The organism is Actinopolyspora lacussalsi subsp. righensis (assembly GCF_900116555.1).
Lineage (GTDB): Bacteria > Actinomycetota > Actinomycetes > Mycobacteriales > Pseudonocardiaceae > Actinopolyspora > Actinopolyspora lacussalsi.
The window spans coordinates 73,249-99,310 of record NZ_FPAT01000015.1; the positions used below are offsets into that span (position 1 = coordinate 73,249).

Annotated in this window: 23 protein-coding genes and 1 pseudogene; 20 read left to right on the top strand and 4 right to left on the bottom strand. The window is 68.4% G+C overall.

Going from position 1 to position 26,062, the window contains the following annotated elements:
• The first annotated feature begins 198 nt into the window (after nucleotides 1-198).
• The 5 genes from BM394_RS20930 (at nucleotide 199) to mutM (ending at nucleotide 3,818) form a co-directional block, all read left to right on the top strand.
• Nucleotides 199-942, top strand: a complete 744-nt coding sequence (locus BM394_RS20930; protein WP_092981271.1) for a DivIVA domain-containing protein — start codon at nucleotides 199-201, stop codon at nucleotides 940-942.
• Nucleotides 943-1,307: 365 nt separating this feature from the next.
• The gene (locus tag BM394_RS20935; protein WP_092981332.1) at nucleotides 1,308-1,835 is read left to right on the top strand and encodes a YceD family protein; all 528 of its coding nucleotides are present in this window, start codon (nucleotides 1,308-1,310) and stop codon (nucleotides 1,833-1,835) included.
• A 2-nt stretch (nucleotides 1,836-1,837) separates the two neighbouring features.
• Complete coding sequence (rpmF, locus tag BM394_RS20940) at nucleotides 1,838-2,020, top strand: 50S ribosomal protein L32 (RefSeq protein WP_092929005.1); 183 nt, start codon at nucleotides 1,838-1,840, stop codon at nucleotides 2,018-2,020.
• 60 nt (nucleotides 2,021-2,080) lie between these two features.
• Nucleotides 2,081-2,791, top strand: a complete 711-nt coding sequence (gene rnc, locus BM394_RS20945; protein ID WP_217643646.1) for a ribonuclease III — start codon at nucleotides 2,081-2,083, stop codon at nucleotides 2,789-2,791.
• 91 nt (nucleotides 2,792-2,882) lie between these two features.
• Nucleotides 2,883-3,818, top strand: coding sequence for a bifunctional DNA-formamidopyrimidine glycosylase/DNA-(apurinic or apyrimidinic site) lyase (mutM, locus tag BM394_RS20950; RefSeq protein ID WP_092981275.1), 936 nt, complete (start codon nucleotides 2,883-2,885; stop codon nucleotides 3,816-3,818).
• A 118-nt stretch (nucleotides 3,819-3,936) separates the two neighbouring features.
• Here mutM and BM394_RS20955 read toward each other — a convergent pair.
• Nucleotides 3,937-4,374 (bottom strand): annotated as a pseudogene (locus tag BM394_RS20955) (asparagine synthase-related protein); the annotation flags it as partial.
• Nucleotides 4,375-4,445: 71 nt separating this feature from the next.
• Between BM394_RS20955 and BM394_RS20960 the strand changes: the two are divergent.
• Complete coding sequence (locus BM394_RS20960) at nucleotides 4,446-5,177, top strand: nucleoside/nucleotide kinase family protein (protein WP_092981278.1); 732 nt, start codon at nucleotides 4,446-4,448, stop codon at nucleotides 5,175-5,177.
• A 26-nt stretch (nucleotides 5,178-5,203) separates the two neighbouring features.
• Here the strand turns inward: BM394_RS20960 and BM394_RS20965 are convergent, their stop codons facing one another.
• The gene (locus tag BM394_RS20965; RefSeq protein WP_092981280.1) at nucleotides 5,204-5,896 is read right to left on the bottom strand and encodes a hypothetical protein; all 693 of its coding nucleotides are present in this window, start codon (nucleotides 5,894-5,896) and stop codon (nucleotides 5,204-5,206) included.
• 254 nt (nucleotides 5,897-6,150) lie between these two features.
• Between BM394_RS20965 and BM394_RS20970 the strand changes: the two genes are divergently transcribed.
• Nucleotides 6,151-6,444: an acylphosphatase gene (locus tag BM394_RS20970; RefSeq protein ID WP_092929013.1), complete on the top strand. Its 294-nt coding sequence runs from the start codon at nucleotides 6,151-6,153 to the stop codon at nucleotides 6,442-6,444.
• A 120-nt stretch (nucleotides 6,445-6,564) separates the two neighbouring features.
• On the top strand, nucleotides 6,565-10,230 hold the full coding sequence (smc, locus tag BM394_RS20975; RefSeq protein WP_092981282.1) for a chromosome segregation protein SMC: 3,666 nt from the start codon (nucleotides 6,565-6,567) through the stop codon (nucleotides 10,228-10,230).
• Nucleotides 10,231-10,333: 103 nt separating this feature from the next.
• On the opposite strand, the gene BM394_RS20980 is transcribed toward smc, so the two are convergent.
• Nucleotides 10,334-11,848, bottom strand: a complete 1,515-nt coding sequence (locus BM394_RS20980; protein ID WP_092981283.1) for a sodium:solute symporter — start codon at nucleotides 11,846-11,848, stop codon at nucleotides 10,334-10,336.
• Nucleotides 11,824-13,104, bottom strand: coding sequence for an anhydro-N-acetylmuramic acid kinase (locus BM394_RS20985; RefSeq protein WP_245780360.1), 1,281 nt, complete (start codon nucleotides 13,102-13,104; stop codon nucleotides 11,824-11,826). Before BM394_RS20985 ends, BM394_RS20980 begins: the two co-directional genes overlap by 25 nt.
• Before the next feature lie 95 nt (nucleotides 13,105-13,199).
• Here BM394_RS20985 and ftsY point away from each other — a divergent pair, with 95 nt between their 5' ends.
• From ftsY to trmD, 12 genes are all read left to right on the top strand, one after another.
• A complete protein-coding gene (ftsY, locus tag BM394_RS20990) occupies nucleotides 13,200-14,765 on the top strand; it encodes a signal recognition particle-docking protein FtsY (RefSeq protein ID WP_092981338.1) in 1,566 nt (521 codons plus the stop codon).
• Between the two features lie 193 nt (nucleotides 14,766-14,958).
• A complete protein-coding gene (locus BM394_RS20995) occupies nucleotides 14,959-16,299 on the top strand; it encodes an ammonium transporter (RefSeq protein ID WP_092981285.1) in 1,341 nt (446 codons plus the stop codon).
• The gene (locus BM394_RS21000) at nucleotides 16,296-16,634 is read left to right on the top strand and encodes a P-II family nitrogen regulator (RefSeq protein WP_092981287.1); all 339 of its coding nucleotides are present in this window, start codon (nucleotides 16,296-16,298) and stop codon (nucleotides 16,632-16,634) included. Before BM394_RS20995 ends, BM394_RS21000 begins: the two co-directional genes overlap by 4 nt.
• A 478-nt stretch (nucleotides 16,635-17,112) precedes the next feature.
• Nucleotides 17,113-17,751, top strand: a complete 639-nt coding sequence (locus BM394_RS21005) for an AAA family ATPase (RefSeq protein WP_245780361.1) — start codon at nucleotides 17,113-17,115, stop codon at nucleotides 17,749-17,751.
• A gap of 297 nt (nucleotides 17,752-18,048) precedes the next feature.
• Nucleotides 18,049-19,800: a DEAD/DEAH box helicase gene (locus tag BM394_RS21010; protein ID WP_092981289.1), complete on the top strand. Its 1,752-nt coding sequence runs from the start codon at nucleotides 18,049-18,051 to the stop codon at nucleotides 19,798-19,800.
• A 93-nt stretch (nucleotides 19,801-19,893) separates the two neighbouring features.
• A complete protein-coding gene (gene ffh / locus BM394_RS21015; protein WP_092981291.1) occupies nucleotides 19,894-21,435 on the top strand; it encodes a signal recognition particle protein in 1,542 nt (513 codons plus the stop codon).
• 171 nt (nucleotides 21,436-21,606) lie between these two features.
• Nucleotides 21,607-22,680, top strand: coding sequence for a metal-dependent hydrolase family protein (locus BM394_RS21020; RefSeq protein ID WP_175530202.1), 1,074 nt, complete (start codon nucleotides 21,607-21,609; stop codon nucleotides 22,678-22,680).
• A 153-nt stretch (nucleotides 22,681-22,833) separates the two neighbouring features.
• Nucleotides 22,834-23,625 carry a CPBP family intramembrane glutamic endopeptidase gene (locus BM394_RS21025; protein ID WP_092981293.1) on the top strand — a complete coding sequence of 264 codons (792 nt, stop codon included), beginning with the start codon at nucleotides 22,834-22,836 and terminating at the stop codon, nucleotides 23,623-23,625.
• A gap of 234 nt (nucleotides 23,626-23,859) precedes the next feature.
• A complete protein-coding gene (gene rpsP / locus BM394_RS21030; protein ID WP_092632071.1) occupies nucleotides 23,860-24,315 on the top strand; it encodes a 30S ribosomal protein S16 in 456 nt (151 codons plus the stop codon).
• On the top strand, nucleotides 24,312-24,551 hold the full coding sequence (locus BM394_RS21035) for an RNA-binding protein (protein ID WP_092632068.1): 240 nt from the start codon (nucleotides 24,312-24,314) through the stop codon (nucleotides 24,549-24,551). Before rpsP ends, BM394_RS21035 begins: the two co-directional genes overlap by 4 nt.
• Before the next feature lie 10 nt (nucleotides 24,552-24,561).
• A complete protein-coding gene (gene rimM / locus BM394_RS21040) occupies nucleotides 24,562-25,104 on the top strand; it encodes a ribosome maturation factor RimM (RefSeq protein WP_092981353.1) in 543 nt (180 codons plus the stop codon).
• Nucleotides 25,105-25,247: 143 nt separating this feature from the next.
• Entirely contained in the window at nucleotides 25,248-26,018 is a 771-nt protein-coding gene (trmD, locus tag BM394_RS21045) for a tRNA (guanosine(37)-N1)-methyltransferase TrmD (RefSeq protein ID WP_092981355.1), read from the top strand.
• Nucleotides 26,019-26,062 lie beyond the last annotated feature (44 nt).

A 26,062-nucleotide genomic window follows, 5' to 3' on the forward strand; every position in this document is an offset into this window, starting at 1 on the left:
CGTGTTGGACACGCGGCTCCGGATATCCCGCATCCCGCCGGTGCGGCCGGGCAGACTGGGATCACACATGGTCGGCTCGTGTGACCGGTTCGAAACCACCGGATCGCGGGGTGATCGATACCCGGATCCGTGCGTTCTGAGAGCCTGAACGGGCCTGGCAAGTATCCTTCGGGTGAATACGACTGCAGGGAGATCGACGTGTACCGGGTGTTCGAGGCGCTCGACGAGCTCGTCACGATCGTCGAGGAAGCGCGAAGTGTTCCGATGACCTCCGGGTGCGTCGTGCCGCGCGGCGACGTGTTGGAGCTGCTCGACGAGGTTCGCGATTCCTACCCTTCGGAGCTCGACGACGCGCAGGACGTGCTCGATCACCGGGACGAACTGGTGAACAAGGCCAAGACCGAGGCCGATGACAGCCTCAGTACCGCACGTTCCGAAGCGGAGAAGACGTCCTCCGAGGCCAGGGCCGAGGCGGAGAAGATGCTCGCCGACGCCAGGGAGCGGGCCGACGAGATCGTCGCCCAGGCCCGGGCCGACGCCGAACAGACCATCAACAACGCGCGCCGCGAGTACGAGGACTACATCGCTCGCGCGCAGTCCGAGTCCGACCGGATGGTGCAGGCCGGCCGCGCCGCTTACGACCAGTCCATCCACGAGGGGCGTTCGGAGCAGGCCCGCCTGGTTTCCGAGACCGAGGTGGTCCAGCAGTCGCAGCACGAGGCCAAACGCGTGGTCGACGAGGCACATGAGGAGGCCGAGCGGCTGCGCGGCGACTGCGACGCCTACGTCGACTCCCGGCTGGCCGACTTCGAGGAACTTCTCGGACGTACGCTGCGCACGGTCGGCAAGGGCAGGCAGCAGCTCCGACGTCCCATCAGCGCGCCCTTCGACTACGAGGAGTGGCAGACCTCCGAGCACGGCGCCGCTGTCAGCGAGCACTGACTCCCGGCCGGTGACCGCCCGTGTCACCGGTGCGGTCGCGCCCCACGCCGTCGCCTCCCGAGCCCGGTCGGGCTTCGGGTGTGTTGTCGCTCATCGTGCGCATCAGCCGTGTGGTTTCGGTCGACGGCTCCCGGTGGCGTAGCCTGAGGGGTGGTTCTGCTCGGCCCCGGCCGGTCCCTCCGCTCGAAAAAGGCGAGCGCTCGTGGTCCGGCGACGTGAGGTGCTTGTCGGGGATCGCTCGTCGGTGGACCGGTGATCCGCCGAGCTCGGTTCCGAGCGGGTCCAGCAATCGCGAAACAGCCTAGCCGAAACCACAGATGCCTCAGAAACACGAAGTCGTGCGATCCGCACCGGACGGTCCGTGGGTGATAGACACCCGGGAGTTCGGCCGCAGTCCCGGTACGAGTCGCAACTACACCCGTACACCCCCGGCCCCGGCCGGTTTCGGTCTCGACATGGTCCGGGTGCCGGAGGGAGATCCGATCGAGCTCGATCTGCTGCTGGAGGCAGTGGTCGAGGGCGTGTTGGTATCCGGTACCGTCAGGGCGAACGCTAGCGGCGAGTGCGCGCGGTGTCTCGACCCGATTTCCGAGGATGTCGACGTCGAGCTGCGGGAGCTGTTCGCCTATCCGGACAGCGCCACCGACACCAGCACCGATGAGGACGAAGTCAGCCGGATGTCCGGTGATCTGATCGATCTGGAGCCGGTGGTCCGGGACACGGTGTTGCCGTCGATGCCCACCGCCCCGCTGTGCTCGCCCGACTGTCCGGGACTGTGTTCCGGATGCGGTGCCAAATGGGCCGATCTCGGTCCGGAACACCATCATGAGACGATTGATCCTCGCTGGGCCGCATTGCGTGAGCGGTTCGGTGGGACCGAAGAGGAGAAGTAGCCGTGGCTGTCCCCAAGCACAAGGTTTCCCGGTCGAACACCCGTAAGCGCCGTTCGCAGTGGAAGGCCTCCGCTCCGACCCTGCGGGCGTGCCCCAACCGGGCCTGCCGTGAGATGAAGCTCCCGCACGTCGCCTGCCCATCCTGCGGTCAGTACAAGGGCCGTCAGGTCAGCAACCCTGCCTGATAGGCGCCGAGAGTGGGGGGAAAGCAACAGTCCCGGGACCGTGAATCGGACCGGTCTGCGTTGGTAGCGGCTCTCGGCGTCGATTTCGACGCCGAGATGCTCACGCTTGCCCTGACACACCGTTCCTACGCCTACGAGAACGGCGGCTTGGAGCCCAACGAACGGTTGGAGTTCCTGGGGGATGCCGTACTCGGACTGGTGATCACCGATCACCTGTATCGTGACCACCCCGATCTTCCCGAGGGGCAACTCGCCAAGCTGCGGGCGAGCGTGGTCAACATGCACGCGCTCGCCGGTGTGGCTCGTGAACTGGGCGAGGGTGGTCTGGGGCAGTACCTGCTGCTGGGACGTGGCGAGGAGCTCACCGGAGGCAGGGACAAGGCCAGCATCCTGGCCGACTCGCTGGAAGCGGTTCTCGGAGCCGTTTATCTGCAGCACGGGTTGGAGACCTCCCGTGCGGTGATCCACCGGTTGTTCGACTCGTTGCTGGCCGAGGCGCCCATGCTCGGTGCGGGCCTGGACTGGAAAACCAGTCTGCAGGAGCTGACCGCATCGGCCGGTCTGGGAGTCCCGGACTACCGGATCGACGAGCAGGGTCCGGACCACCGCAAGGAGTTCAGCGCCTACGCCGTCGTCAACGGTGAAGTCCTGGGGCAGGGCGACGGTCGAACCAAGAAGGACGCGGAGCAGAAGGCGGCGCAGACCGCCTGGCGCACGCTGTCGGACCAGCTCAACGGCGCGGCCGGTGCGGGCGGTACTCCCGAGCGGTAGGCGGCGTGGGTTCGAGGGGCCCGGCCGGGGGAGACCCGGCTGGTGACGCCCCGGTGCACGGCAGCCGTGAATCGTGTTCGAGGATGGCCTCGTGCCAGAACTACCCGAAGTCGAAGTCGTCCGCAGTGGGGTCGCCGAGCACGTCTCGGGCCGCAAACTGGCCGGTGTCGAGGTGTTGCACTCGCGTGCCGTGCGTAGACATCTCCCGGGGCCGGAGGATTTCGCGTCCGTGCTGGTCGGTCGAGTCGTCGAGAGCGTTCGCAGGCGTGGCAAGTACCTCTGGTTGTCGTTGGGGGCCTCGGGAACCCCCGACAGCGGGTCCCCGGCAGCGGGACAGGTGATCGCGGGGGACCAGGCGATCGCGGGGGGACAGGCGGTACTCGCTCATCTCGGGATGAGCGGTCAGCTGTTGATACAGCCGCGCCGGGCCGACGACGAGAAGCACCTGCGCGTGAGGTTCCGTTTCGAGGACGAGGGTCCCGAGCTGCGATTCGTCGATCAACGGACTTTCGGCGGGTTGAGCCTCACCGAGCTGGTTCCCTCGGCGGACCTCGCCGTGCCCGACTCCATCGGGCACATCGCGGCCGACCCGCTGGAGCCCGCCTTCGACCGGGAAGCGGTCGTACGGCTCCTCCGCTCCCGCAGGACGGGCATCAAACGAGCCCTGTTGGACCAGAACCTGATCTCCGGAATCGGCAACATCTACGCCGACGAGGCGCTCTGGCGTGCCCGGTTGCACTGGGCGCACCCCACGGCCGCGCTGGGGGACGAGCAGGTCCACCGCCTGTTGGACTCGGTGGTGGAGGTCCTCGGCGAGGCGCTCGTCGCGGGTGGAACCTCGTTCGACTCGCTGTACGTCAACGTCAACGGTCGGTCCGGTTACTTCAGCCGTTCCCTGTCGGTCTACGGCCGCGCCGGTTCGCCGTGTCCACGCTGTGGTGCCTCGGTCCGGCGTGAGGCGTTCACCAACCGTTCCTCGTACAGCTGTCCCGGTTGCCAGCCGGTTCCGTCCGAACCCCACTGGTGAGGCGCACCCGGTGGCACGGTGACCCTTCCGGCGTCCGGGGCGGTGGGGCGGTGGAAACCGCCCCACCACACGCGTCTGCCCGTGCGTCGTTCACTCGGTCGAACGAGCCCGCGGCTGATCAGACCTTGCTCTCCGGCCCGTGCTGTTCCAGCCATATCGACATGTCCAGGAACCGTTCCAACACGTCGCGCGTACCGCTGTCCACCTCCCGGGCGGGAGTCGTCACCGCTTCCCGGATCCATCGCTCGTTCAGCAGCGAGAGAGCCGGATCGTCGGCGCGCAGCAGTTCCCCGGCCTGTCGCTGCAGTTCGACGGTGTAGTTCGGATCCTGGGTAGAGGGATAGGGGCTTTTGACTCTGTCGAGCACCGAACGCGGCAGGACGTCGGCCACCGCGCCGCGCAACAGGCTTTTCTCCCCGCCGTCGTGGGTTTTCAGCGACCAGTGGGCGTTGAACACGTACTCCACCAGGCGGTGATCGCGGAACGGTACCCGGACCTCCAGACCCACCGCCATGCTCATCCGGTCCGTGCGGTCCAGCAGGATTCGCACGAACCGGTGAACCCCGGCCGGGTTCCCGTTTCCGGAAGTGACGCGAACCGGTTCGCCGGGGCCGGTAGCCTGATCACATGGCAGGTTCCGGGGTGTTCGGCCTCGGGCGTTTCGACGGTGTTCGAAAGGACGGACTCGTGACGGGACAACCGCGACGGTCGCCCGTCGTCCACCGCGAGGGGCTGGACGAACTACTCGAACGCGCCCGGGAACTCGCCCGCGACGGCAGGCGCCGGATTCTCGGGATAGCCGGTCCGCCGGCGGCGGGAAAGGGAAGGCTCGCGGACAAGCTGCTACGGGGACTGGGCGACAGCGCGGCACTCGTCCCGATGGACGGGTTCCACCTCGCCGGTGCCGAACTGCGCAGGCTGGGCAGGCAGAACCGGAAGGGGGCGCCGGACACCTTCGACGTGGCGGGCTACCTGTCGTTGCTGCGCCGACTGCGTGCCCAGACCGGGGGAGGGAGTGACGAGGTCGTCTACGCCCCGGAGTTCCACCGCTCCGTCGAGGAGTCCTACGCCGGTTCCATCCCGATCTCCGCCGAGGTGCCGTTGGTGCTGACCGAGGGCAACTACCTGCTGCTGGACCGGGAGCCCTGGACCGAGGTGCGCGGCCTGCTCGACGAGTGCTGGTACCTGGAACCGGACGACGGCAAGCGGATCGGACGGTTGATCGCGCGCCACGTCCGCAACGGGATGTCGCGCGGCCGCGCGCGGGAGTGGGTGATGCGCAGCGACGAGCGCAACGCGGCGCTGATCGCCGAGAGCAGGGGAAACGCCGACCTGGTGATCCCGGGGGACATCGGGTAGCCGTTCCCCGTTCCCGCGGTCTCGGCTCAGACCGTCCTCGTGCTCGAGGGTTCGAGCGGCGTGGTGGACGGCGCGGGCGAAGTGCTCTCCGGCGAACTCGCGGTCACCTGGGTATCGCTGCTCTCCTGAGTGCTTTCCGAGGCGCTGTTCTTGGTTTCGTTCTCGGGTTCGTCGCCCTGCTCGGTCTCGGAACTGGTGGTCTCAGTCGGTTCCGTGGTGGGCTCTGTTGTGGGTTCGGTCTGCGTATCCGTGGGATCTGATGGCTGCGTGTTCGTGGGTTCGGTCTGCGTATCCGTGGGATCCTTGGGCTCGGTAGGCGAGGGTGTGGAATCACCGTCGTCGTGAGTCTCTGTTGTCCCCCTGCTCGGATCCTGTTCAGAGATACCTTCCCGCCTGTCCGGGCGGTCCTCGCGTGATATGTCGCTCGACTCGTCCGCGGTTTCCCCACCCGCCGCGGGCACTCCGCCGTGGGGCGTTTCGGATGAGCTGGAGCTCGGTTTCCGCGAACTCGCCGTGTCCTCCCGCGAACCGGTGCTCTCGTAGCTCGTCGAGTTGGCCGCGCCGCCGGTCGACTCGGACAGCGAGGCTTCCCGCTGTTCCACGTTGCCCAGTGCGACGGCCGCCATCGTCGAGAACGCGGTCGCGACCATCACCCCCGAACCGGCGAGTACCGCCAGGCGTTTCGACAGGGCGTTCCGGTCCTCGTGGAGTGGATCCATCGGGTTGCTCACTCGTCCTCGCGTCCGTAGGTGGTGTCCCGGCGGGCGGGTGCCACGGTTCCCCGGTGGCCGCGTGAGCCGTCGGGGTGGCCGCGTTCGTCCGGATTACGGTAGCTATCCGGCACCCGTCCGCCGATGCCGGGGTGGGCCGCCGTCCGGCGCAGTCGCGATTCCCGCGTCGGAACCAGCGGAAGGCATCATCGGTACCACCTCACACGACGAGAACGACTACGACAAGGAGCGGTTGCCCGGACATGTCGGAAGGAACCGAAGCCGAACCCAGCAGGTTGACCGCCTGGGTGCACGGTCGCGTACAGGGAGTAGGGTTCCGGTGGTGGACACGGTCGCGTGCCCTGGAGCTGGGGCTGGCCGGTAGCGCGACGAATCTGCCGGGGGGCCGTGTCGAAGTGGTCGCCGAAGGACCCCGACACGCCTGCGAAAGATTGCTGGAACTCCTTCGATCGGGTGATACACCGGGAGTTGTCGAGCATGTCGCCGACCAGTGGGCACCACCACGTGGTGGACTCTCCGGGTTCGTCGAACGGTGAGTTCCGCGGGACTCGGTCCTCGGTCCGGAGCGGTGCCGTCTGCCCCGGCACCGGCGGTTTCTCCCGAGCGCCCGGCAGTAGCGCACAGCCGTCATTTCGCGGGAAGGTCGTTGAGCAGCGGTGCATCTGAAGAGCCTGACGCTGAAGGGGTTCAAATCCTTCGTGTCGACCACGACTCTGCGGTTCGAACCGGGAATCACGTGCGTGGTGGGGCCGAACGGCTCCGGCAAGTCCAATGTGCTCGACGCGCTGACCTGGGTCATGGGGGAGCAGGGCGCCAAGGCGCTGCGTGGCGGCAAGATGGAGGACGTCATCTTCGCCGGAACATCGGGACGGGCGCCGCTCGGGCGTGCCGAGGTCAATCTGACCATCGACAACGCCGACGGGGCGCTGCCGATCGACTACACCGAGGTGTCGATCACCCGCCGCATGTTTCGCGACGGTGCCAGCGAGTACGAGCTCAACGGCAACGCCTGCAGGCTGCGCGACCTGCAGGAGCTGCTGTCCGACTCCGGGATCGGCCGGGAGATGCACGTCATCGTCGGCCAGGGGCAGCTCTCCAGCATCCTGCAGGCCAAGCCCGAGGAGCACCGCAGGCTCATCGAGGAGGCCGCGGGCGTGCTCAAACACCGCAAGCGCAAGGAGAAGGCGCTACGCAAGCTGGAGGCGATGCAGGCCAACCTCACCCGGTTGACCGATCTGACCGGCGAGCTCCGCAAGCAACTCAAACCGCTGGGCAAGCAGGCCGAGATCGCCCGAAGGGCCCAGACCATCCAGGCCGAACTGCGCGACGCGCGACTGCGGCTGATCGCCGACGACCTGGTCACCGCTCGTTCCGAGCTCGAACGTGACGAAGCCAACGAGCAGGCCGCGCGGGACAAGCGGGCCGAGACGGAAAAGGCGCTGCAGCAGGCCCAGGAGCAGGAGAAGCAGCTGGGGGAGCAGGTCAGCGCCGACGCTCCCCGGGTGGCACGTATCCAGGACACCTGGCACCGGCTCTCCGCGCTGCAGGAACGTCTCGGCGGCACGCTGCGACTGGCGCAGGAACGGCACAAGCACCTCAGTGCCGAACCGGAACAGCACCACTCGGAGCGCGACCCCGAGGAACTCGAGGCCGAGGCGGACGAAGCGGCCGAGCGCGAGGAGACCGCCAACGAGGAGGCCGAGCGCACCCGCGAGGCGCTCGCCGAGGTGGTCACGAGCCGTTCGGAAGCGGAGTCGGCACTGCGGGAGGCCGAGAACGCCCACATGGCCGCCGTGCGCGCCATAGCCGACCGCCGAGAGGGAGCCGCGCGCCTCTCCGGCGAGGTCGAGTCGATGCGCAGCAAGGTCGCCGCCACCGACGAGGAGATCGAACGGTTGACGGCCTCCACCACCGAGGCCGAGCGACGCGCCGCCGAGGCGCAGCAGACCTACGAGGAGGCGGCCGCGGCCGACGACACAGAGCACGGTGACGACGACGGCGTCGAACAGCGGTGTGCCAACGCCGCTGAGGCCAGGGACGCGGCCAAGCGGCGAGTGGACGAACTCGTCGAGGCCGAGCGGTCCGCCGAACGTGAGACGGCCTCCTGGCAGGCCCGGGTGGAGGCCCTGTCGATGGGGCTGGACCGCAAGGACGGCGCGGCCACGTTGCTGGCCGCGGGCGAACGCGTTCCCGGACTGCTCGGATCGATCTCCGCCCTGCTGAGCGTGGAACCCGGTGCGGAGTCCGCGTTGACGGCGGCGCTGGGGACGGCGGCCGAAGCGGTGGCGGTACGCGGGGTCAGCGACGCGGCCACCGCGCTGCGAGTGCTCAAGGAGGACGAGGCGGGCAGCAGTGGTCTGCTCGTCGGTGCCGCCGCTCCACCCGATCGAGCCTCCTGGCCCGAGCTGGACGGTTCGGCGCGTTGGGCTGTGGACCTGCTGCAGGCCCCCGACGAGCTGCTGCCCGCCCTGACGGTGCTGCTCGACCGGATCGCGGTGGTCGAGGACCTGGACAGCGCGGAACGGCTGCTGGAGCGGTACCCCGAGGTGCGGGCGGTCACTTCGGAGGGTGACCTGCTCGGCACCAGCTGGTCCTCCGGTGGCTCGTCGGCCTCGGACAATCGGAGCCTCATCGAGGTGCAGGCCGCCGTGGACGAGGCCGAGTCCGAGCTAGCCGAGGCACGGCGCGCGGTGGAACGGCACGGTGCCGCCCTGGAAGGGGCGCGCTCCGAGCTGGAGTCACGCGAAGCCGAGGTCAACACCGCGCGGGAACAGCGCAACGAACTCCGGGTGCGGCACGCACGCAGTTCCGAGCGGGTGGCCAGCCTGCTCGACGCCGCCCGGTCCGCGGCCGCGGAGGTGGAACGGCTGCGTACCCAGCGCGGTGACGTGGAGCGTTCGCGGCAGGAGGCGGTGGACAAGCTCGCCGAGCTCCAGGAACGACTGGAGGTGGTGCAGTCCGAACAGCTCGACGAGCAGGAGCCCGACACCACGGAACGGGACCGACTGGCTTCCGAGCTGGACGACCTGCGGCAGCGGGAGATGGACGCCAGGCTCGCCGTGCGCAGTGCCGAGGAGCGCGCACGCGCGCTGCAGGGCAAAGCCGAACAGCTGCGTCGTTCCGCCAGGCAGGAACGGCAGCAGCGTGAGCGTGCCGAACAGGCACGACTGGCCAGGCAACGTGGTGCACGGGTCGCCGAGACCGTGATCGAGGGCTGTCGCACCGCGTTGCAGCGCATCGAGCTGTCACTGCGGTCGGCCGGTGAGCAGCGTGACGAGTTGCAACAGCGCCACTCCGAGAACGAGAGCCGGTTGCAGACCGTGCGCAACCAGGTTCGCGAGCTGTCCGGGGAGCTGGAGAAGCTCACCGACGCGGTGCACCGCGACGAGGTGGCCCGTGCCGAGCAGCGGTTGCGGATCGAACAGCTCGAAACGAAGATCGTCGAGGACTTCGGTGTGGGGCTGGACGACCTGGTTCAGGAGTACGGGCCCGATGTCGCGGTCCCGCCGAGCCCGACGGAGATGTCGGAGTACGAGGCGGCCAAGGAGCGCGGTGAGCAGGTCAGCAAGCCGCCCTCGTTGCCCTACGACCGGGACACCCAGCAGCGTCGGGCGGACCGCGCGGAGAAGGATCTGGCCGCGTTGGGCAAGGTCAATCCGCTGGCGCTGGAGGAGTACGCCGCCCTGGAGGAGCGTTACAAGTACCTCTCGGGGCAGTTGGAGGACCTCAAGGCCACCCGCAAGGACCTGCTCGACGTGGTCAAGGAGGTCGACGAGAAGATCCTGGAGGTCTTCTCGACCGCGTTCGACGACGTCGCGGCCGAGTTCGAGAAGGTCTTCTCGGTGCTTTTCCCGGGTGGTTCCGGCAAGCTCGTGCTCACCGACCCCGAGGACATGCTCACCACCGGCGTCGAGGTGGAGGCCAGGCCGCCGGGAAAGAAGGTCAAGCGGCTGTCCCTGCTCTCCGGTGGGGAGAAGTCGCTGACCGCCGTGGCGATGCTGGTGGCGATCTTCCGTGCTCGCCCCTCCCCGTTCTACGTGCTCGACGAGGTGGAGGCCGCGCTGGACGAGACGAACCTGCGGCGACTGATCGGGCTGCTCGATCAGCTCCGGGCGAACTCGCAGTTGATCATCATTACCCACCAGAAACCCACCATGGAGATCGCCGACGCCCTGTACGGGGTGAGCATGCGCGGCGACGGGATCACCACCGTGATCTCGCAACGACTGGCCTCGGGCAACGACGAACCCGTCGAGACGACCGAACCCGTGGCGAAGGCCGAATCCGTTCCTACCGCGGCCGGAGGAGAGGCGAGTTCCTGACACCGCGACAGGGCGCACTCCCGCGCGCCGGATGTGGCACCGTGCGGCATCAGCACGGTGCCGCCCCGGTGTCGGGTACGTCGCCGGGGCCGCTGCCGGGAACTCAGCCCGTCTCGGACAGCTCGGACTCGCGTGCTGCCTCTTCCTGCCGCGGGCGGTGCCGCAGCGACAGCACACCACCCGTGAGCAGCGTGATCACCACGCCGATCGGTGCGTACCAGGGAAACGCCAACGGTGCGTGACCTCCCTGCCCGTCCGGAAAGGCCGCGCCGAACGCCAGCCAGAGCACCCCGAGCAGTGCGCAACAGAACGCCACCACCGCGTCGGGCTGCCGCGCACGACGCACCAGCAGTCCCAGCAGAAAGGCCCCCAGCAGTGCCCCGTAGGTGTAGGACGCGATTCCGAGTCCCACCTCGACCACCGGGTTGTCGGTACTGGTGAACAGGGTGGCGAACACGACGAACACCAGCGCCCACCCGACCGTGACCGCCCGAGCCAGTCGCAGCAGTGCCCGCTCGTCGTGGACCTTGCCGCTCAGCCGCTGATACAGGTCGCTGACGGTCGAGGTGGCCAGCGAGTTCAACGAGGAGGACAGCGTACTCATGGCGGCCGCGATGATCCCCGCGATCAACAGTCCCGAAAGGCCGGGCGGAAGCTGGTTCACGATGAACCGGGGGAACAGGGCGTCACCGCTGCTCAGGCCCAACCGCTCGGGACTGGCCCCCGCGAAGAACGCCCACAGCATCGAACCGACACCCAAGAACAGCGCGAACTGCAGCAGCACGAGCAGGCCACTGGTGATCACCGCGCGTTGACTGTCGGCGAGGGTGCGGCAGGCCAGCAGCCGCTGCACCATCAACTGGTCGGCACCGTGCGAGGCCATCGCGAACACCGCTCCGCCGAACAGGGCCGTGACGAAGGAGTACTGACTCGTCAGTACTGGTGAGCTCAGGTCGAACAGCTCGAACTTGCCCGCCCGCAGTGCCTGATCGAACCAGTCACCGGGCAGCTTGCTCAGCAGGATGATCCCCGCGAGCACCGAGCCGCCCACGTAGACACCCAACTGCACCACGTCGACCCAGACGACGGCCCGGATGCCCCCGAAGTAGGTGTAGATCACCGTCAACGCCGAGAGGGCCAGGACGATCTGCCAGTAGCTCGCGGCGACGCCGAACGAGGCCAGCATCACCTTCACCGGGATGGCCGTGGCGAACAGCCGCAGTCCGTCCGCCAGCAACCTGGTGATCGAGAAGGTCACCGAGGCGGTGCCCTGCATCCCGCGCCCGAAGCGCTGCCCCAGGAACGCGTAGGCGCTGACCAGTTCGCCGGTGTAGTAGCGCGGCAGCAGCACGAAAGCCACGATCGTCCTGCCGATCAGGTACCCGATGGCCAGCTGCAGGTAGGTGAACGAGCCCAGATAGGCCACGGTGGGAACGCTGATCACGGTCAGCGTGGAGGTCTCGGTGGCCACCACCGAGAAGCAGACCGCCCACCAGGGCAGATCACGTCCGCCCAGGAAGTAGTCACCGGTGCCGCGCTGCCTGCCCGCCAGCAGAATACCGAGGGCGGGCATCGCCAGCAGGTAGACGCCGATCACTGCCAGGTCGATGATGCGCATGTGCTCTCCCGGTCGGAGGTGTGGAACGCGCTCGGCGTCGAGATCCGGAGTGCGGTCACCGGTGTCCCGACGGGGTCGGGTGGCGACAACGGCCGGTTACCCGGGGTGATGGTGCCCAGCACGCGGGGTCCCTCGGCTCCGGTGCAGGACGCGATGTTGCCCGCGATCCCGTGCATCCCGAGAAAACCGAGCAGCGCGGCCAGGAACGCCTCCTTGGCGTCGGGAGGTATCCCGTGCTGCCCGCTGGTGTTCAGCTCGGCGCCGTGACGGCCGAGCTCGCGTCGCAGTCCGGACATCAGTACCGGATTCGCCACTCCACCGCCCGAGGCGATCACCAGGGCCGCTTCGTGCGCGGCACACGCCTCGGTCACCGTGCGGACCGTGAGCTCGGTGACGGTGCGCAGCAGGTCCGGCGCGGAGACCTCCGGTAGCGCTTCCAGCGCGTTTCGCAGGTACTCGTCCCCGAAGTGCTCCTTGCCGGTCGTCTTCGGTGGGCGGAGGCGAAAGTAGTCGTCGCTCAGCAGCCTTTCCAGCAGATCCGGCCGAACTCGGCCGCGCGCGGCCAACGTGCCGTCGGTGTCGCGCCCCTCCTCGGAGCCGACCAGTTCGGCGGCCGCGTCGATCAGCGCGTTCCCCGGCCCCGTGTCGTAGGCGAGCGGATCTCCTTCGCCCACCACCGTGATGTTGGCGATACCGCCCAGGTTCAGCGCCAGTACGCGGCCTGGAGGCGGGGTGTTCCCCACGGGAGGGAAGAGGCCCGCGAGCCAGAGCACATCGAGTACCGGTGCCAACGGCGCACCCTGCCCACCCGCGGCCACGTCCCTGCTGCGCGGGTCGGCGAGCACGGGAAGCCCGGTGGCTTCCGCGATCCGGGCGGAGCCGCCCAGCTGCAGCGTTCCCAGTGTTCGGCCCCGCACCGTCTCGTGCCGGACGGTCTGCCCGAGCGAGCCGATCAGATCCGCCCGCCCACCGGCCAGCTGTTCGACGCCGTACCTCGCGGCCGTGGCGAACACCCGACCGGTCTCGGTCTCCAACCCACACCACGCGGACGGTCCCTTGTCCTCCGAACGAGTCAGCGACACGAGCTCCCGACGCAGCGTTTCGGGGTACGGAAGCGAGCTGTAGCCCAGCGGAAGCGACTCGATCACCCCCGCCCGCAGTCGAAATTCGACAGCGGCGACGTCCACCCCGTCCATCGAGGTTCCCGAAAGCAGCCCGATCACCCGCCACGGCTCCATCCTGGTGGTGTAGATCACTTCGGGTGGTGGTGCAAGCGCGACACGGCTTCCCGGGCGAACCCGCCGTGCGGGTCGCGTCCGGCGGTGCGCTCCTCGGGTGCGACGATGGACGTGTGTCCACCACGAATGTGATCCTGATCATCGTTGCCGCACTGGTGGTGCTGGCCGTACTCGTCGGCACGGGCATTCTGCTCGCTCGACGCAGGCGGGTCAGCCTCGCTCAACAGGAGCGGGAGGATACGTCTGCGGGCCAGGGCGGTTATCGCGCGGGCAGTGGAATCAGCCTCTCCAGTGGCGGCACGACGACCGCACCCGAGCACCCCGTCGAGGAACGAACCGAGACGCAGGGGCAACCGGGTGTCGGTGACGACGCCGCGGTTCCCAGGGACAGTCAACGGCGCGGCATGGTCGACGTTCCGCTGCCGAGCTCCTCCGAGGTCGATGACACCACGGTCGGAACCGACGACGACACCGCGACGACCACCGGAGAGCCCCCTGCCGCCGAGTCCGCCACGGCTCCCGCCGTTCCGGAGCAGCCACTCCCCGCCGAGTCGGAGTCGGTCGCGGAGACCGGCACGTCGTCCCAGCGGGAGGAGGACTCCGAGTCCACCGCTTCCGGCGGAGCCACCGGCACGGTGCCTCCCGAAACCCCAGAGTCCCCCGAACGGCCCGAGGACGTCGTCGAGGGGACCGAGGCCGGTGCCGAGCCGGGCACGGCCGCCGACACCGAGGTCGAACCGATCGAACCGTCCACCGGCAGGTTGGAGCGGTTGCGTGGCAGGCTCTCGCGTTCGCGGTCGATGTTCGGGCAGAGCGTGCTCGGGCTGCTCGGGGCCGGTGACCTCGACGAGGACTCCTGGGAGGAGATCGAGGACACCCTGCTGATGGCCGACCTCGGTGCCACTACGGCCTCGGAGATAATCGAGCGGCTGCGCACCGAGGTGGCCGCTCGCGGCGTGCGTACTCCCGAGCAGGCCAGGGCGTTGTTGCGCGAGGTGCTGGTGGACGCGTTGGCCACCACGCAGTCCCGCGCGGTCCAGGCGTTGCCGCACGGGGATCCGGCGGACGGCGGCAAACCCGCGGTGGCGCTGGTCGTCGGGGTCAACGGAACCGGCAAGACGACCACGACCGGAAAGCTCGCTCGCGTGCTGGTCGCGGACGGGCGCACGGTGCTGCTCGGCGCCGCCGACACCTTCCGCGCCGCCGCGGTGGAACAGCTCGGGACGTGGGGAGAACGCGTCGGAGCCGAGGTGGTCCGGGGTGATGAGGGAGCGGACCCGGCGAGCGTGGCGTTCGAGTCGGTGCAGCGCGGTGCCGATTCCGGTGTCGACGCCATCCTCGTCGACACCGCGGGCAGGCTGCACACCAAGACCGGCCTGATGGACGAGCTCGGCAAGGTCAAACGCGTGGTCGGCAAGCGTGCGCAGGTCGACGAGGTGCTGCTGGTGCTCGACGCCACGACCGGTCAGAACGGGCTCGCCCAGGCGAGGGTGTTCGCCGATGTCGTCGACGTCACGGGGATCGTGCTCACCAAACTCGACGGGACCGCCAAGGGTGGGATCGTCTTCCAGGTGCAGCGCGAGCTCGGCGTGCCGGTCAAACTGGTCGGACTGGGGGAGGGTGCCGACGATCTCGCCCCGTTCGAGCCGGAGGCGTTCGTCGACGCGCTGCTCGGCTGACCGGGGCCCGCTGACCGGGGGCCCGCTGACCGGGGACCTCCGGGCCGTTAACACGCCGGTGATTCCGCCAACCGGGACGTAACAGTCAACGGCACGGATTTCATCCACGCGACACGGCGAAAACGTCATCGGGAAACACACGTTGCCGAGTATTCGGACTCGACTTGGAGCGCCGGATCGTACGGGAGGCGACGTGAATTCAGGTGACACCGCCTGGGTGTTGGTGTGTGCTGCGCTGGTCATGCTCATGACACCCGGCTTGGCGCTGTTCTACGGAGGCATGGTCCGTTCCCGCGGCGTGCTCAACATGCTGATGATGAGCCTGGGCAGCCTGGGTCTCGTCGGGGTGCTCTGGGTGATCTACGGATACTCCGGGGCCTTCGGTTCCGATCTCGGTGGCGTGGGGCTGCTCGGCTCTCCCGCGGAGTTCTTCGGGATGTCGCGGTTCGTCGGGCAGGAGAGCTTGTCCGGCTCGATCCCCACGTTCGCGTTCGCCGCCTTCCAGGCCATGTTCGCGATCCTGACCGTGGCGCTGATCTCCGGCGCGATCGCGGATCGTGCCCGGTTCGGCCCCTGGATGTTGTTCGCCGGGCTGTGGGCGACCCTGGTGTACTTCCCCGTGGCCCACTGGGTCTTCGCCTTCGACGAGACCAACGCGGCCGGTGAGGTGACCGCGGTCGGTGGCTGGATCGCCAACCGGCTCGCGGCGATCGACTTCGCGGGCGGTACCGCCGTGCACATCAACGCGGGAGCGGCCGCGCTCGCGCTGGTGCTGGTTCTGGGGCCCCGGACCGGCTGGCCGAAGGAGACGGGCAAACCGCACAATCTCCCGCTGGTGGTGCTGGGAGCGGGGTTGCTGTGGTTCGGGTGGTTCGGATTCAACGCCGGCTCCGCACTGACCGCCGGAACCACCGCCGCCATCGTCTTCGTGAACACGCTCGTCGGTGCGGGTGCGGCCATGCTCGCCTGGATGCTGGTCGAACGGATCCGGCACGGCAAACCGACCACGCTGGGAGCGGTGTCCGGGATCATCGCGGGACTGGTGGCGATCACCCCGGCCTGCTCGGCGGTCACCCCGATGGGAGCCATCGCGGTGGGGAGCATCGCCGGTGCCGTCTGCGCGCTCGCGGTGGAGCTCAAGTACCGGCTTCGCTACGACGACTCGCTCGACGTCATCGGGGTGCACCTGGTCGGTGGACTCGTCGGCACCCTGCTGGTCGGGCTCTTCGCCTCCGAGAGTGCTCCCGCGGGCGTGGCGGGGCTGTTCTACGGTGGCGGTTTGGACCAGCTGTGGCGACAGGCGGTGGGGGCTGTCGCGGTGCTGGCGTACTCGCTGGTGCTGAGCCTGGGCATCGCCTGGGTCGTTCGTAGCACGATCGGTTTCCGCCTCGATCCCGCCGACGAGGACACCGGCATCGACGAAACCGAACACGCCGAGTCCGGTTACCACTTCGGGGAGGCGCGCAATACGGTGCGCGGACCGCGGACCACCGAGCAAGGCTCGATCGAGGCGCTGGAAGGAAGTGTGCGATGAAGCTCGTCACAGCCGTCGTCCAACAGGCCAAAGTGGACGAGGTGCGGGACGCCCTCACCGCCCTGGGGATTCGGGGAATGACCATCGCCGACGTGCAGGGGTACGGCAGGCAGCAGGGGCACACCGAGATCTACCGGGGCGCGGAGTACAAGGTCGACGTGGTGGACAAGACCAGGGTGGAGGTGCTGGTCAACGACGCCGATGCCGACGACGTGCTGCAGGCGATCGTTTCCGCCGCCCGCAGCGGAAGGGTCGGGGACGGCAAGGTGTGGGTCACACCTGTCGAGTCCGTGGTGCGGGTGCGCACCGGTGAGACCGGAGAACAAGCGGTCTGAGCGGTAGACGTCCCCGGCGTCCGCCGAGTTCCGACCCCTCGTGCCGCGACGGGCCGGAACCCCGATCCGAGAAGTGACATCCCAGGGCCGTTCCCGGAGTCGTTACGCCGCCTCCGGGAACGGCCGTTTTCGTGTCCGGGCCGGGCGCTGTGCTCGTCCGCGCGGCACCGGTGCCGCGTAGGACCCGGTAGCGCGGTGCACCCGGATATGCGTAGCAATACGTAGCCCGGTTCAGGGGTCATCACGGTCTCGTCGCGGGCCGTCCGAACGCCAGAATCCCGGTGTGACGCCGTGAACATTCCCCGATGAGGGGTGGAGCTTCCCGCCCGTGCTGGGGGTCGGGCGGGAGCCGTCGGGGAGTGTTCCGCGTGCCAGGGGGTACCCGTCGGATGGCCCGTCGAGGGGTCGGGCCATCCGGCCGGTCCGGCTCCGGCGAACGCCGACGGGTGGCCCGCGGTTCGGGTACAGTGAACGCGAAGTGAGTACACGAAGTGACTTCCGGCGCGCTGTTCTGCTCGCGCGTGGTGTCGCCGGAACCACCACGTGTCCCGTCCGTGACGGAAAACACGACGATTCCGCTTCACACATCCGGATCGGCCGTAGGGACCTGCTCGTCGTCGCGGGACTGCCGGGGGCGGGCAAGACCACGCTGCTGGGTTCGCTTCGGTGCTCCGAGCCCACCCTCGTGCTGGACTCCGCGCAGTTGTACCGGGTGCTGCTCGCCGGGTTCGGTACCGGCGTCCCCCGGCGGCTCTACCGGGCGATCGTCCACCCGCTGCACTACGCCAGGATCGTGGTGGCCTGCCTGCTGGCTCCCGGTGTCGTCGTGGTGCACGTCCCCGCCACACGCCGCACCGCGCGGGGGCTGCTGGTCGCGCTCGCCACGCTCACGCGGCGGAGTCCGGTGCTGTGCTGGTTGGAGGTCTCTCCCGAGGCCGCGCTGGCGGGGCAGCGGGCACGTGGCAGAATGATAGCGGCACGTGCGTTCGCTCGACATGTACGCCGTGCCCGGCTCCCCGTGCGATACCTGTACCGCATCGGCAGGTTGCGAGGATGGCACCGGGTGTACGTACTCACCCGCGCGGAGGTTACTGGCGGGGTTCAACTGGTTCCGTAGTGTCATGTTGTTCCCCGAATGACCGACGGGGGGCCGAGACGGACGTGATCGACCGTTACCCTGGACGGTACGCGCCGGACGCACCCGGCGCTGCCGGCTGAGATTCATCGAGCTGCGAGTGACTGGCAACAGAGTGTGCGTTGCGGGTGAGCGCGGCCCGAGATGCGTAGGCGACGGTGCGTGAACGGTGCCGTCGGTTAGCGAACCCGATTCGTGCGATCCGTGTCGTGGATGCCGCCACGGGTTCGTCCGCAGTGCTTCAGCCGCCCCGACCACACGAGGAGACCTCAGACTTACATGCCCACATTCGACGAGCTCGATCTCGACAGCCGCGTACTGCAGACCCTGACCGAACTCGGTTACGAGACCCCCTCGCCCATTCAGTCGGAGACCATTCCGTCGCTGCTGCAGGGGCGTGACGTGACCGGTCAGGCGCAGACCGGCACCGGCAAGACCGCCGCCTTCGGGCTGCCCATACTCTCCAGCATCGATCTCGACAAGCGCAAGAAACCGCAGGCCCTCGTGCTGGCTCCCACCCGTGAGCTGGCCATCCAGGTGGCAGAGGCGTTCCGTACCTATGCCGCCAACCTGCCCGGCCTCCGGGTGCTGCCCATCTACGGTGGACAGAGCTACGGTCCGCAGCTCGGCGGGCTGCGTGACGGCGCGCACGTGATCGTCGGCACTCCGGGTCGTCTCATCGACCATCTCGATCGGGGGTCGCTGGACCTGTCCGAGCTGAGCCACGTGGTGCTCGACGAGGCGGACGAGATGCTGCGCATGGGATTCATCGAGGACGTGGAGCGGATCCTGAAGTCCGTTCCGTCCCAGCGGCAGGTCGCGCTGTTCTCGGCGACCATGCCGAACGCCGTGCGCAAGATCAGCCAGTCCTACCTGGACAACCCCGTGGAGGTGGCGGTTCGCAGCTCCACCACCACGGCGGCCAACATCCGCCAGCGCTACTGGCAGGTGCGCGGTGTTCGCAAGGTCGACGCGTTGTCACGGCTGCTCGAGGTCGAACCGGTCGACGCGGCCATCGTGTTCGCCCGCACCAAGCAGCTCACCGAGGAACTGACCGAGCAGCTGCGGCAGCGCGGTTTCAACGCCGCCGCGATCAACGGTGACATCGCCCAGGCGCAGCGTGAGCGCACCATCGACCAGCTGCGGCAGGGCCGCACCGACATTCTCGTGGCCACCGACGTCGCCGCGCGCGGACTGGACGTGGACCGGGTCTCGCACGTGCTCAACTACGACGCCCCTCACGACAGCGAGTCCTACGTACACCGGATCGGTCGTACCGGTCGAGCCGGCCGCAGCGGCGAGGCGATCCTGTTCGTGACCTCGCGGGAACGGCAGCTGCTGCGTTCCATCGAGAAGGCCACCGGCCAGTCCATCGAGCGGATGGACCTTCCGACGATCGAGGCGGTCAACGAGCGACGGCTCGAACGTTTCCGCCAGCGGATCACCGACACGCTGCAGAACGGCGAGCTGGAGATCTTCGAACAGCTGGTGCGCGACTACGAGCAGAACAGCGAGGTTCCCGCGGCCAGGGTGGCGGCGGCACTCGCGAGCATGACCCAGGGCGACCGTCCGCTGCTGTTGCAACCGGAACCCGAGCCCGAGCCGAAATCCCGTCGCAACTCGCAGCGCTCCGCCGAGTTCGAGTCCTCGGACTCCGACACGGCCATGTTCCGGGTGGAGGTCGGTCGTCGCAATCGCGTGACCCCCAGTGCCCTGGTGGGGGCGCTGGCCAACGAGGGCGGCCTTTCCAGCAAGCGGATCGGGCACATCGACATCCGCGACGAGCACACGCTCGTGGAGCTGCCCGCCGAGATCCCGGAGGAGATGCTGCGCAAGCTGCGCAAGACGCAGGTCGCCGGACGTGGACTGCGGATCAGCCGCACCGAGGGAGAGCCACCTCGTCGTTCCGGTGGCGGCTGGTCCCGCAGGCCCGGCGGCAGGGAGCGCTCGAGTTCCCGGCGCAAGGGGCGTGCCGGTGCGGGCGGACCGCGTTCCGGCGGTGACAAGCGTCCGGCGGTCGATCGAGGCTGACGATCGGTTCGTGTCCCTGTCCGCCTTCGGGCACCGTAGGTGGGCGGTTACCCTCGGCGTAGGAACATCGACGACTCTGGAGCCCGTGACCCCGTGTTCGACACTCTTTCCGACCGGCTCACTTCGGTCCTGAAGAACCTGCGCGGCAAAGGGCGCCTGTCCGAGGCGGACATCGACGCCACCGCGCGCGAGATCCGTATCGCGTTGCTGGAAGCCGACGTGGCACTGCCGGTGGTGCGCGGCTTCATCTCGGGAGTCAAGGAGCGAGCCAAGGGCACCGAGGTGTCCCAGGCCCTCAATCCCGCCCAGCAAGTGATCAAGATCGTCAACGAGGAGCTGGTCGGCATCCTCGGTGGCGAGAAGCGGGATCTCACGCTCGCGAAGAAGCCACCCACGGTGATCCTGCTCGCGGGGTTGCAGGGTTCCGGTAAGACCACGTTGGCGGGCAAGCTGGCCAAGTGGCTCGCCGGGCAGGGACACACCCCGATGCTCGTGGCCTGCGACCTGCAGCGCCCCAACGCCGTGACGCAGTTGCAGGTGGTGGGGGAGCGTGCCGGTTCGCCGGTCTTCGCTCCCGAACCGGGCAACGGTGTCGGCGACCCCGTGGACGTCGCGCGTCGCGGTGTCGCCGAGGCGGAACGTGCCCAGCACGACGTCGTCATCGTCGACACCGCGGGACGCCTCGGTGTCGACGAGGAGATGATGCAGCAGGCCTCGGACATCCGCGACGCGGTGAATCCGAACGAGATCCTGTTCGTGGTCGACGCCATGATCGGTCAGGACGCCGTGAGCACCGCCGAGGCGTTCCGTGACGGAGTCGGTTTCAACGGCGTGGTGCTGACCAAGCTCGACGGTGACGCGCGGGGTGGTGCCGCGCTGTCGGTCCGCCAGGTCACCGGTGAGCCCATCATGTTCGCCTCCAACGGCGAGAAGATCGAGGACTTCGACGTCTTCCATCCCGACCGGATGGCCAGTCGTATCCTCGGCATGGGCGACATGCTCACGCTGATCGAGCAGGCCGAGCAGGCCTTCGACGCGGATCGCGCCGAGCAGGCCGCCGAGAAGCTCGGCACCGGCGAGCTCACGTTGGAGGACTTCCTGGAGCAGATGCAGGCGGTCCGGCGTATGGGGCCGTTGCAGAATCTGGTCGGCATGCTGCCCGGTGCCAACCAGATGAAGGACCAGCTCGCCAACTTCGACGAGGCGCACCTCGACAGGGTGCAGGCCATCATCCGGGGCATGACCCCGGCCGAACGTGCCGACCCGAAGATCATCAACGCCTCTCGCAGGCAGCGGATCGCCAATGGCTCCGGTGTGCGGGTCAGCGACATCAACGACCTGGTCAGCAGGTTCTTCGAGGCCCGCAAGATGATGCAGCAGATGGCGGGCCAGTTCGGCGGCGGTGGTGGTGGGGGCCGTAAGGCCACCAAGAAGGACAAGGGCAAGAAGGGCAAGAAGGGCAAGAACAAGGGGTCGACGCAGCCCAAGGCGGCGCGCGGCGGTATGCCCGGTGGTCTTCCCGGCATGCCCGGAGGCCAGCAGGGTGCCGACCCGTCCCAGCTGACGGGCGGGCTCAACCAGCTTCCCCCCGGATTCGACCCGTCGAAGCTCGACTTCGGCAAGAAGAAGAAGTAAAACCGCGCTCGCGGTCGCTCACCGGAGTCCCGAAGCGGTCGGCGAGCGCCCCGGGAAGCGGTATCACCGGAAGCGTCCGACCGGAGGCACCCCACGGGCCCGTGGAACGCGGGTCCGTGGCCGAGGTCCGGCCCCGGTCGCGAGGAGCGGTTCGATGACCGAGGAGCGTTCGTGACGGCTCTGCACCTGCGTGGCGTGCTGCTGCCCGAGGGAAGATCGCGTGATCTGTGGATCAGTGACGGTCTGATCAGCACCGAACCGATCGAGGACGCCGTCACCATCCTCGACGGTGGGTACGTGCTGCCCGGTCCCGTCGACGCACACTGCCACGTCGGTATCGGTCCGGACGGCCCGGTGGACCTCGACGAGGCGGTGACCCAGGCGGAGACCGACGCGGCAGCGGGGACCCTGTTGATCAGGGACTGTGGCTCTCCGGTGGACACCACGCCGCTCCAGTCCCGTCCCGACCTTCCCCGGATCATTCGCGCCGGTAGGCATCTGGCACGGCCGAAGCGCTACATACCGAATCTCGCCGAACAGCTCGACGACCCGGAGGAGCTTCCGGAAGCGGTGGCGAGACAGGCCGCCCAGGGCGACGGTTGGGTCAAGCTGGTCGGTGACTGGATAGACCGTTCGGTGGGGGACCTGGCTCCGCTCTGGAACCCGGACGTGCTGCACAAGGCCGTCGAGACCGCGCATCGACACGGGGCCCGGGTCACCGCGCACGTCTTCGGGAAACAGGCGCTGGCAGGGCTGCTGGACGCGGGGATCGACTGCATCGAGCACGGCACGGGGCTCGACGACGCGATGATCGAACGGATGGCGCGTGACGGCATCGCGCTGGTCCCCACACTGATCAATATCGAGAACTTCCCCGCCTTCGCGGCCGCCGCCACCAAGTATCCGGACTACGCGTCACACATGCACCGGCTCCATCGTGACGGAGACCGCACCGTGCGCAAGGCCGTCGAGGCCGGAGTTCCCGTCTACGCGGGCACCGACGCCGGTGGTGGTATCGAGCACGGCAGGCTCGTCGACGAGATCGTCGCGTTGCACCGGGTGGGGATGTCTCGGGAACAGGCGCTGGGCGCCGCGACCTGGTCCGCCCGCCGCTGGCTCGGCTTCGCGGGGTTGGAGCACGGTGCCGAGGCCGATCTGGTCTGCTACGCCTCGGACCCGCGGGCTGATCTGGACGCGCTGCGCTCCCCGGAGCGGATCCTGTTGCGCGGCGGTGTGCTGCGGTGACGAACCACTCCGGTGGTCACTCCTCGGATCCGCGCGTCCCGTCCCGGTGGTATATCCAGGTGCCGACCCCCCGATGTCGGCGGTAGTCTGTCGACCCGGCGGGGACGGATCGTTCCGGGCCCCGGAAGTCACCTGGATCGCACGGAGGCGCCCGTGACGGCACCGCAGTCATCCGGATCCGGCGGAGACGTTGATCCGGAACAGTCCGACGCGGCCATTCCGAGTCCGGACGGCGGGTCGACCGTGGTGACGGGCCCGCGATGGGGCTTCGGGGCCTTCTTCCTCGCGGAGGCCGTGTTCGTGCTGGTATCGGTGGGACTCGCGGCCCTGGTCGGGGACTTCGGTGAGCAGGGTTGGATGGGGCCCGTTTTCGTGCTCGTGCTGATGGCTCCCACGGTGCTGGCCGGTCTGGTGGCCGTCGTCGCGACCATGGTGCGTGGGAACGGGCCGGTGCGGGACTTCGGGCTGCGGTGGCGACGCTCCGATGTGCGGACGGGGCTGATCATCGGTTTCTGCGGGTTGGTGCTGAGTACCGTCGCCTCGGCGCTCTGGACCCGCTGGGTCGGTGCGGATCAGGCCAACTCCGCCGTGGGAAGTCTGCTCGAGGACATCCGACTTCCCCCGGTGCTGGCAGTGATCATTTTTCTGCACGTGTGGCTGATCGCACCGGTCTGCGAGGAGCTGCTCTACCGCGGTCTGCTCTGGGGAGCGATGGAGCGGCTCAGGTTCAGCCAGCTGACCGTTTTTCTGCTCACCACCGCGATATTCGCCATCGGGCACTTCGAGCCCGCCCGTACGCTGCTGCTGATCGTGATAGCGGTCCCGATAGGGCTGGCCCGCCTGGTTACCGGAAGGTTGACTGCTAGCGTCGTGGCACACCAGGTGAACAACTTCCTGCCCGCGCTGGGGCTGTTGCTCATGTCGCTGGGCATGTTGCCTGCCTGAGAGACCGGTCGGGGATCCGTTCCTCGGGACCTTCCGCTCCGGCGGTGTGCCCGAGCCGGAGACCGTGGGCTCCTGCCCGAAAACGGGTCTGGCACAATAGGGAGCTGTTCGCCACGAGCGGGCTCTCTCACCGCTTCGTGGCTGGTCGAAGTATGAGCATCCCGGCGCTTCCGGCGCCGGTGCACAGTGATGCTCACCGGAGCACGAACGAGAGTTTGAGGAGCACCACCACCCGTGGCAGTTAAGATCAAGTTGATGCGGTTGGGCAAGATCCGTGAACCGCACTACCGTATTGTCGTGGCCGACGCGAAGACCCGCCGTGACGGCAGGGACATCGAGACCATCGGCCAGTACCACCCCAAGCAGCAGCCGAGTCACATCCAGGTGAACTCCGAGCGTGCGCAGTACTGGCTCGGCGTCGGTGCCCAGCCCACCGAGCGGGTTCAGCACCTGCTCAAGGTCACCGGTGACTGGCAGAAGTTCAAGGGGCTTCCCGGAGCCGAGGGCTCGCTGCAGGTGAAGGAAGCCAAGACCCCCAAGCAGGAGCTTTTCGAGGCAGCGCTGGCCGCCGCCGACGAGGAGCCGGGCGCGGACGCCACCACCCCGAAGAAGAAGGGTGGCGGCAAGAAGTCCGAGTCCTCCGCCGCTGCGGACGAGAACAAGGAGCAGGCCGAGGAAGGCCAGGAGTGACTGTCCTCGCCGACGCGTTGGAGCACCTCGTCCGGGGGATCGTTGACAATCCCGACGAGGTGCGTGTCGAGTCGTTGACCACTCGTCGTGGTCGTACTCTCGAAGTTCACGTCAATCCCGACGACCTTGGCAAGGTGATCGGCCGGGGTGGTCGGACCGCCACCGCGTTGCGCACCGTCGTTTCCGGCGTGGGCGGCCGTGGCATCAGGGTCGACGTGGTCGATACCGATCGCTGAGAACCCCATGATGGCCGAGCAACAGGCGGCTCCACTCGTGGTCGGCCGTGTGGTCAAACCGCACGGAATCCAGGGCGAGTTGGTAGTGGAGATCCGCACGGACAGTCCGGAACGACGTTTCGTCGTGGGCGCCGTACTCGGAGTGCTGTGGAAGTCCCGGGGAACGCGTCCCGAGTCGCTCGAACTGGCGGCCGTCCGGTGGCACGCCGGACGGCTGCTGGTCAAAGCCGTCGAAGTGACCACGCGTGAGGACGCCGAGCGCCTTCGGGGCGTGCTGCTCGGCGTTCGGCCGGAGGAACTGGAACAACTCGAGGATCCGGACGAGTTCCACGACCACGAGTTGGAAGGGCTGCGGGCGGTCCGCCCGGACGGTGCCGAGCTGGGCAGTCTGCTCGGTGTGCTGCACGCCCCGGCGGGGGAGTTGTTGCGGTTGTCGCTCCCGGACGGACGGGAGGCCCTGGTGCCGTTCGTCGCCGACATCGTCGTCGACGTGGACACCGACCACGGCACCGTCACCATCGACCCTCCCGAGGGGCTCCTGGAACTCTTCTGAGCCGATGACGAACCGCCGTTCCCCACCGGGGAACGTCCGTTCACGGTCCCGCCCCCGAGTCCGGTGCGTGTTTCCCGCCGTGGCCTCGGCTCGCGGCCGTGCGGTTCGACTGGTCGGCGGCCCGACCCCGGAAGGGAGCTGTGTTGCGGATCGACGTGTTGACGATCTTTCCCGATTATCTGGCTCCGGTACGGGAGGCCCTGTTGGGGAAGGCGATCGAGCGGGGCAGGCTCTCCGTGGGGGTCTACGACCTGCGTGACTGGACCCACGATGTCCATCGCTCGGTCGATGACAGTCCCTACGGGGGCGGTCCCGGCATGGTGATGAAACCGGACGTGTGGGGTGAGGCGCTCGACAGCGTGGCCGCCGAGGCGGCGGAAACCCCCCGCCTGGTCGTCCCCACGCCCGCCGGGGTGCCGTTCGACCAGCACACTGCCCGTCGCTGGGCCCGCGAAGAGCGCCTGATCTTCGCCTGTGGCCGTTACGAAGGCATCGACCAGCGAGTCATCGACGACGCCGCCCGGAGGATGCCGGTCGAGGAGGTCTCCATCGGTGATTACGTCCTCGTCGGTGGTGAGGTGGCCGCGCTGACCATGATCGAGGCCGTGGTGCGGTTGTTGCCCGGGGTACTCGGTAACCCGGCCTCGGCGGAGCAGGACTCGTTCTCGGACGGACTGCTGGAGGGGCCGAGCTACACGCGCCCGGAAACCTGGCGGGGGCTCTCCGTCCCCGATGTGCTGCGCTCCGGTGACCACGCGGCGGTGCGTCGCTGGCGCAGGGAGCAGGGTTTGGAACGTACGCTGCGTCGCCGTCCCGAGCTGCTCGACACGCTCCCTCCGGAGGAACTGGACGAGCACGACCGGGCACTGCTGGACCGGTTGCGACGGGAGCGTGCCTCGTCCGGCGAGGAATAGCGGGAACGGCGAGTCCGCCGGGCTCGCTTGCCGGGGGAGGGTCG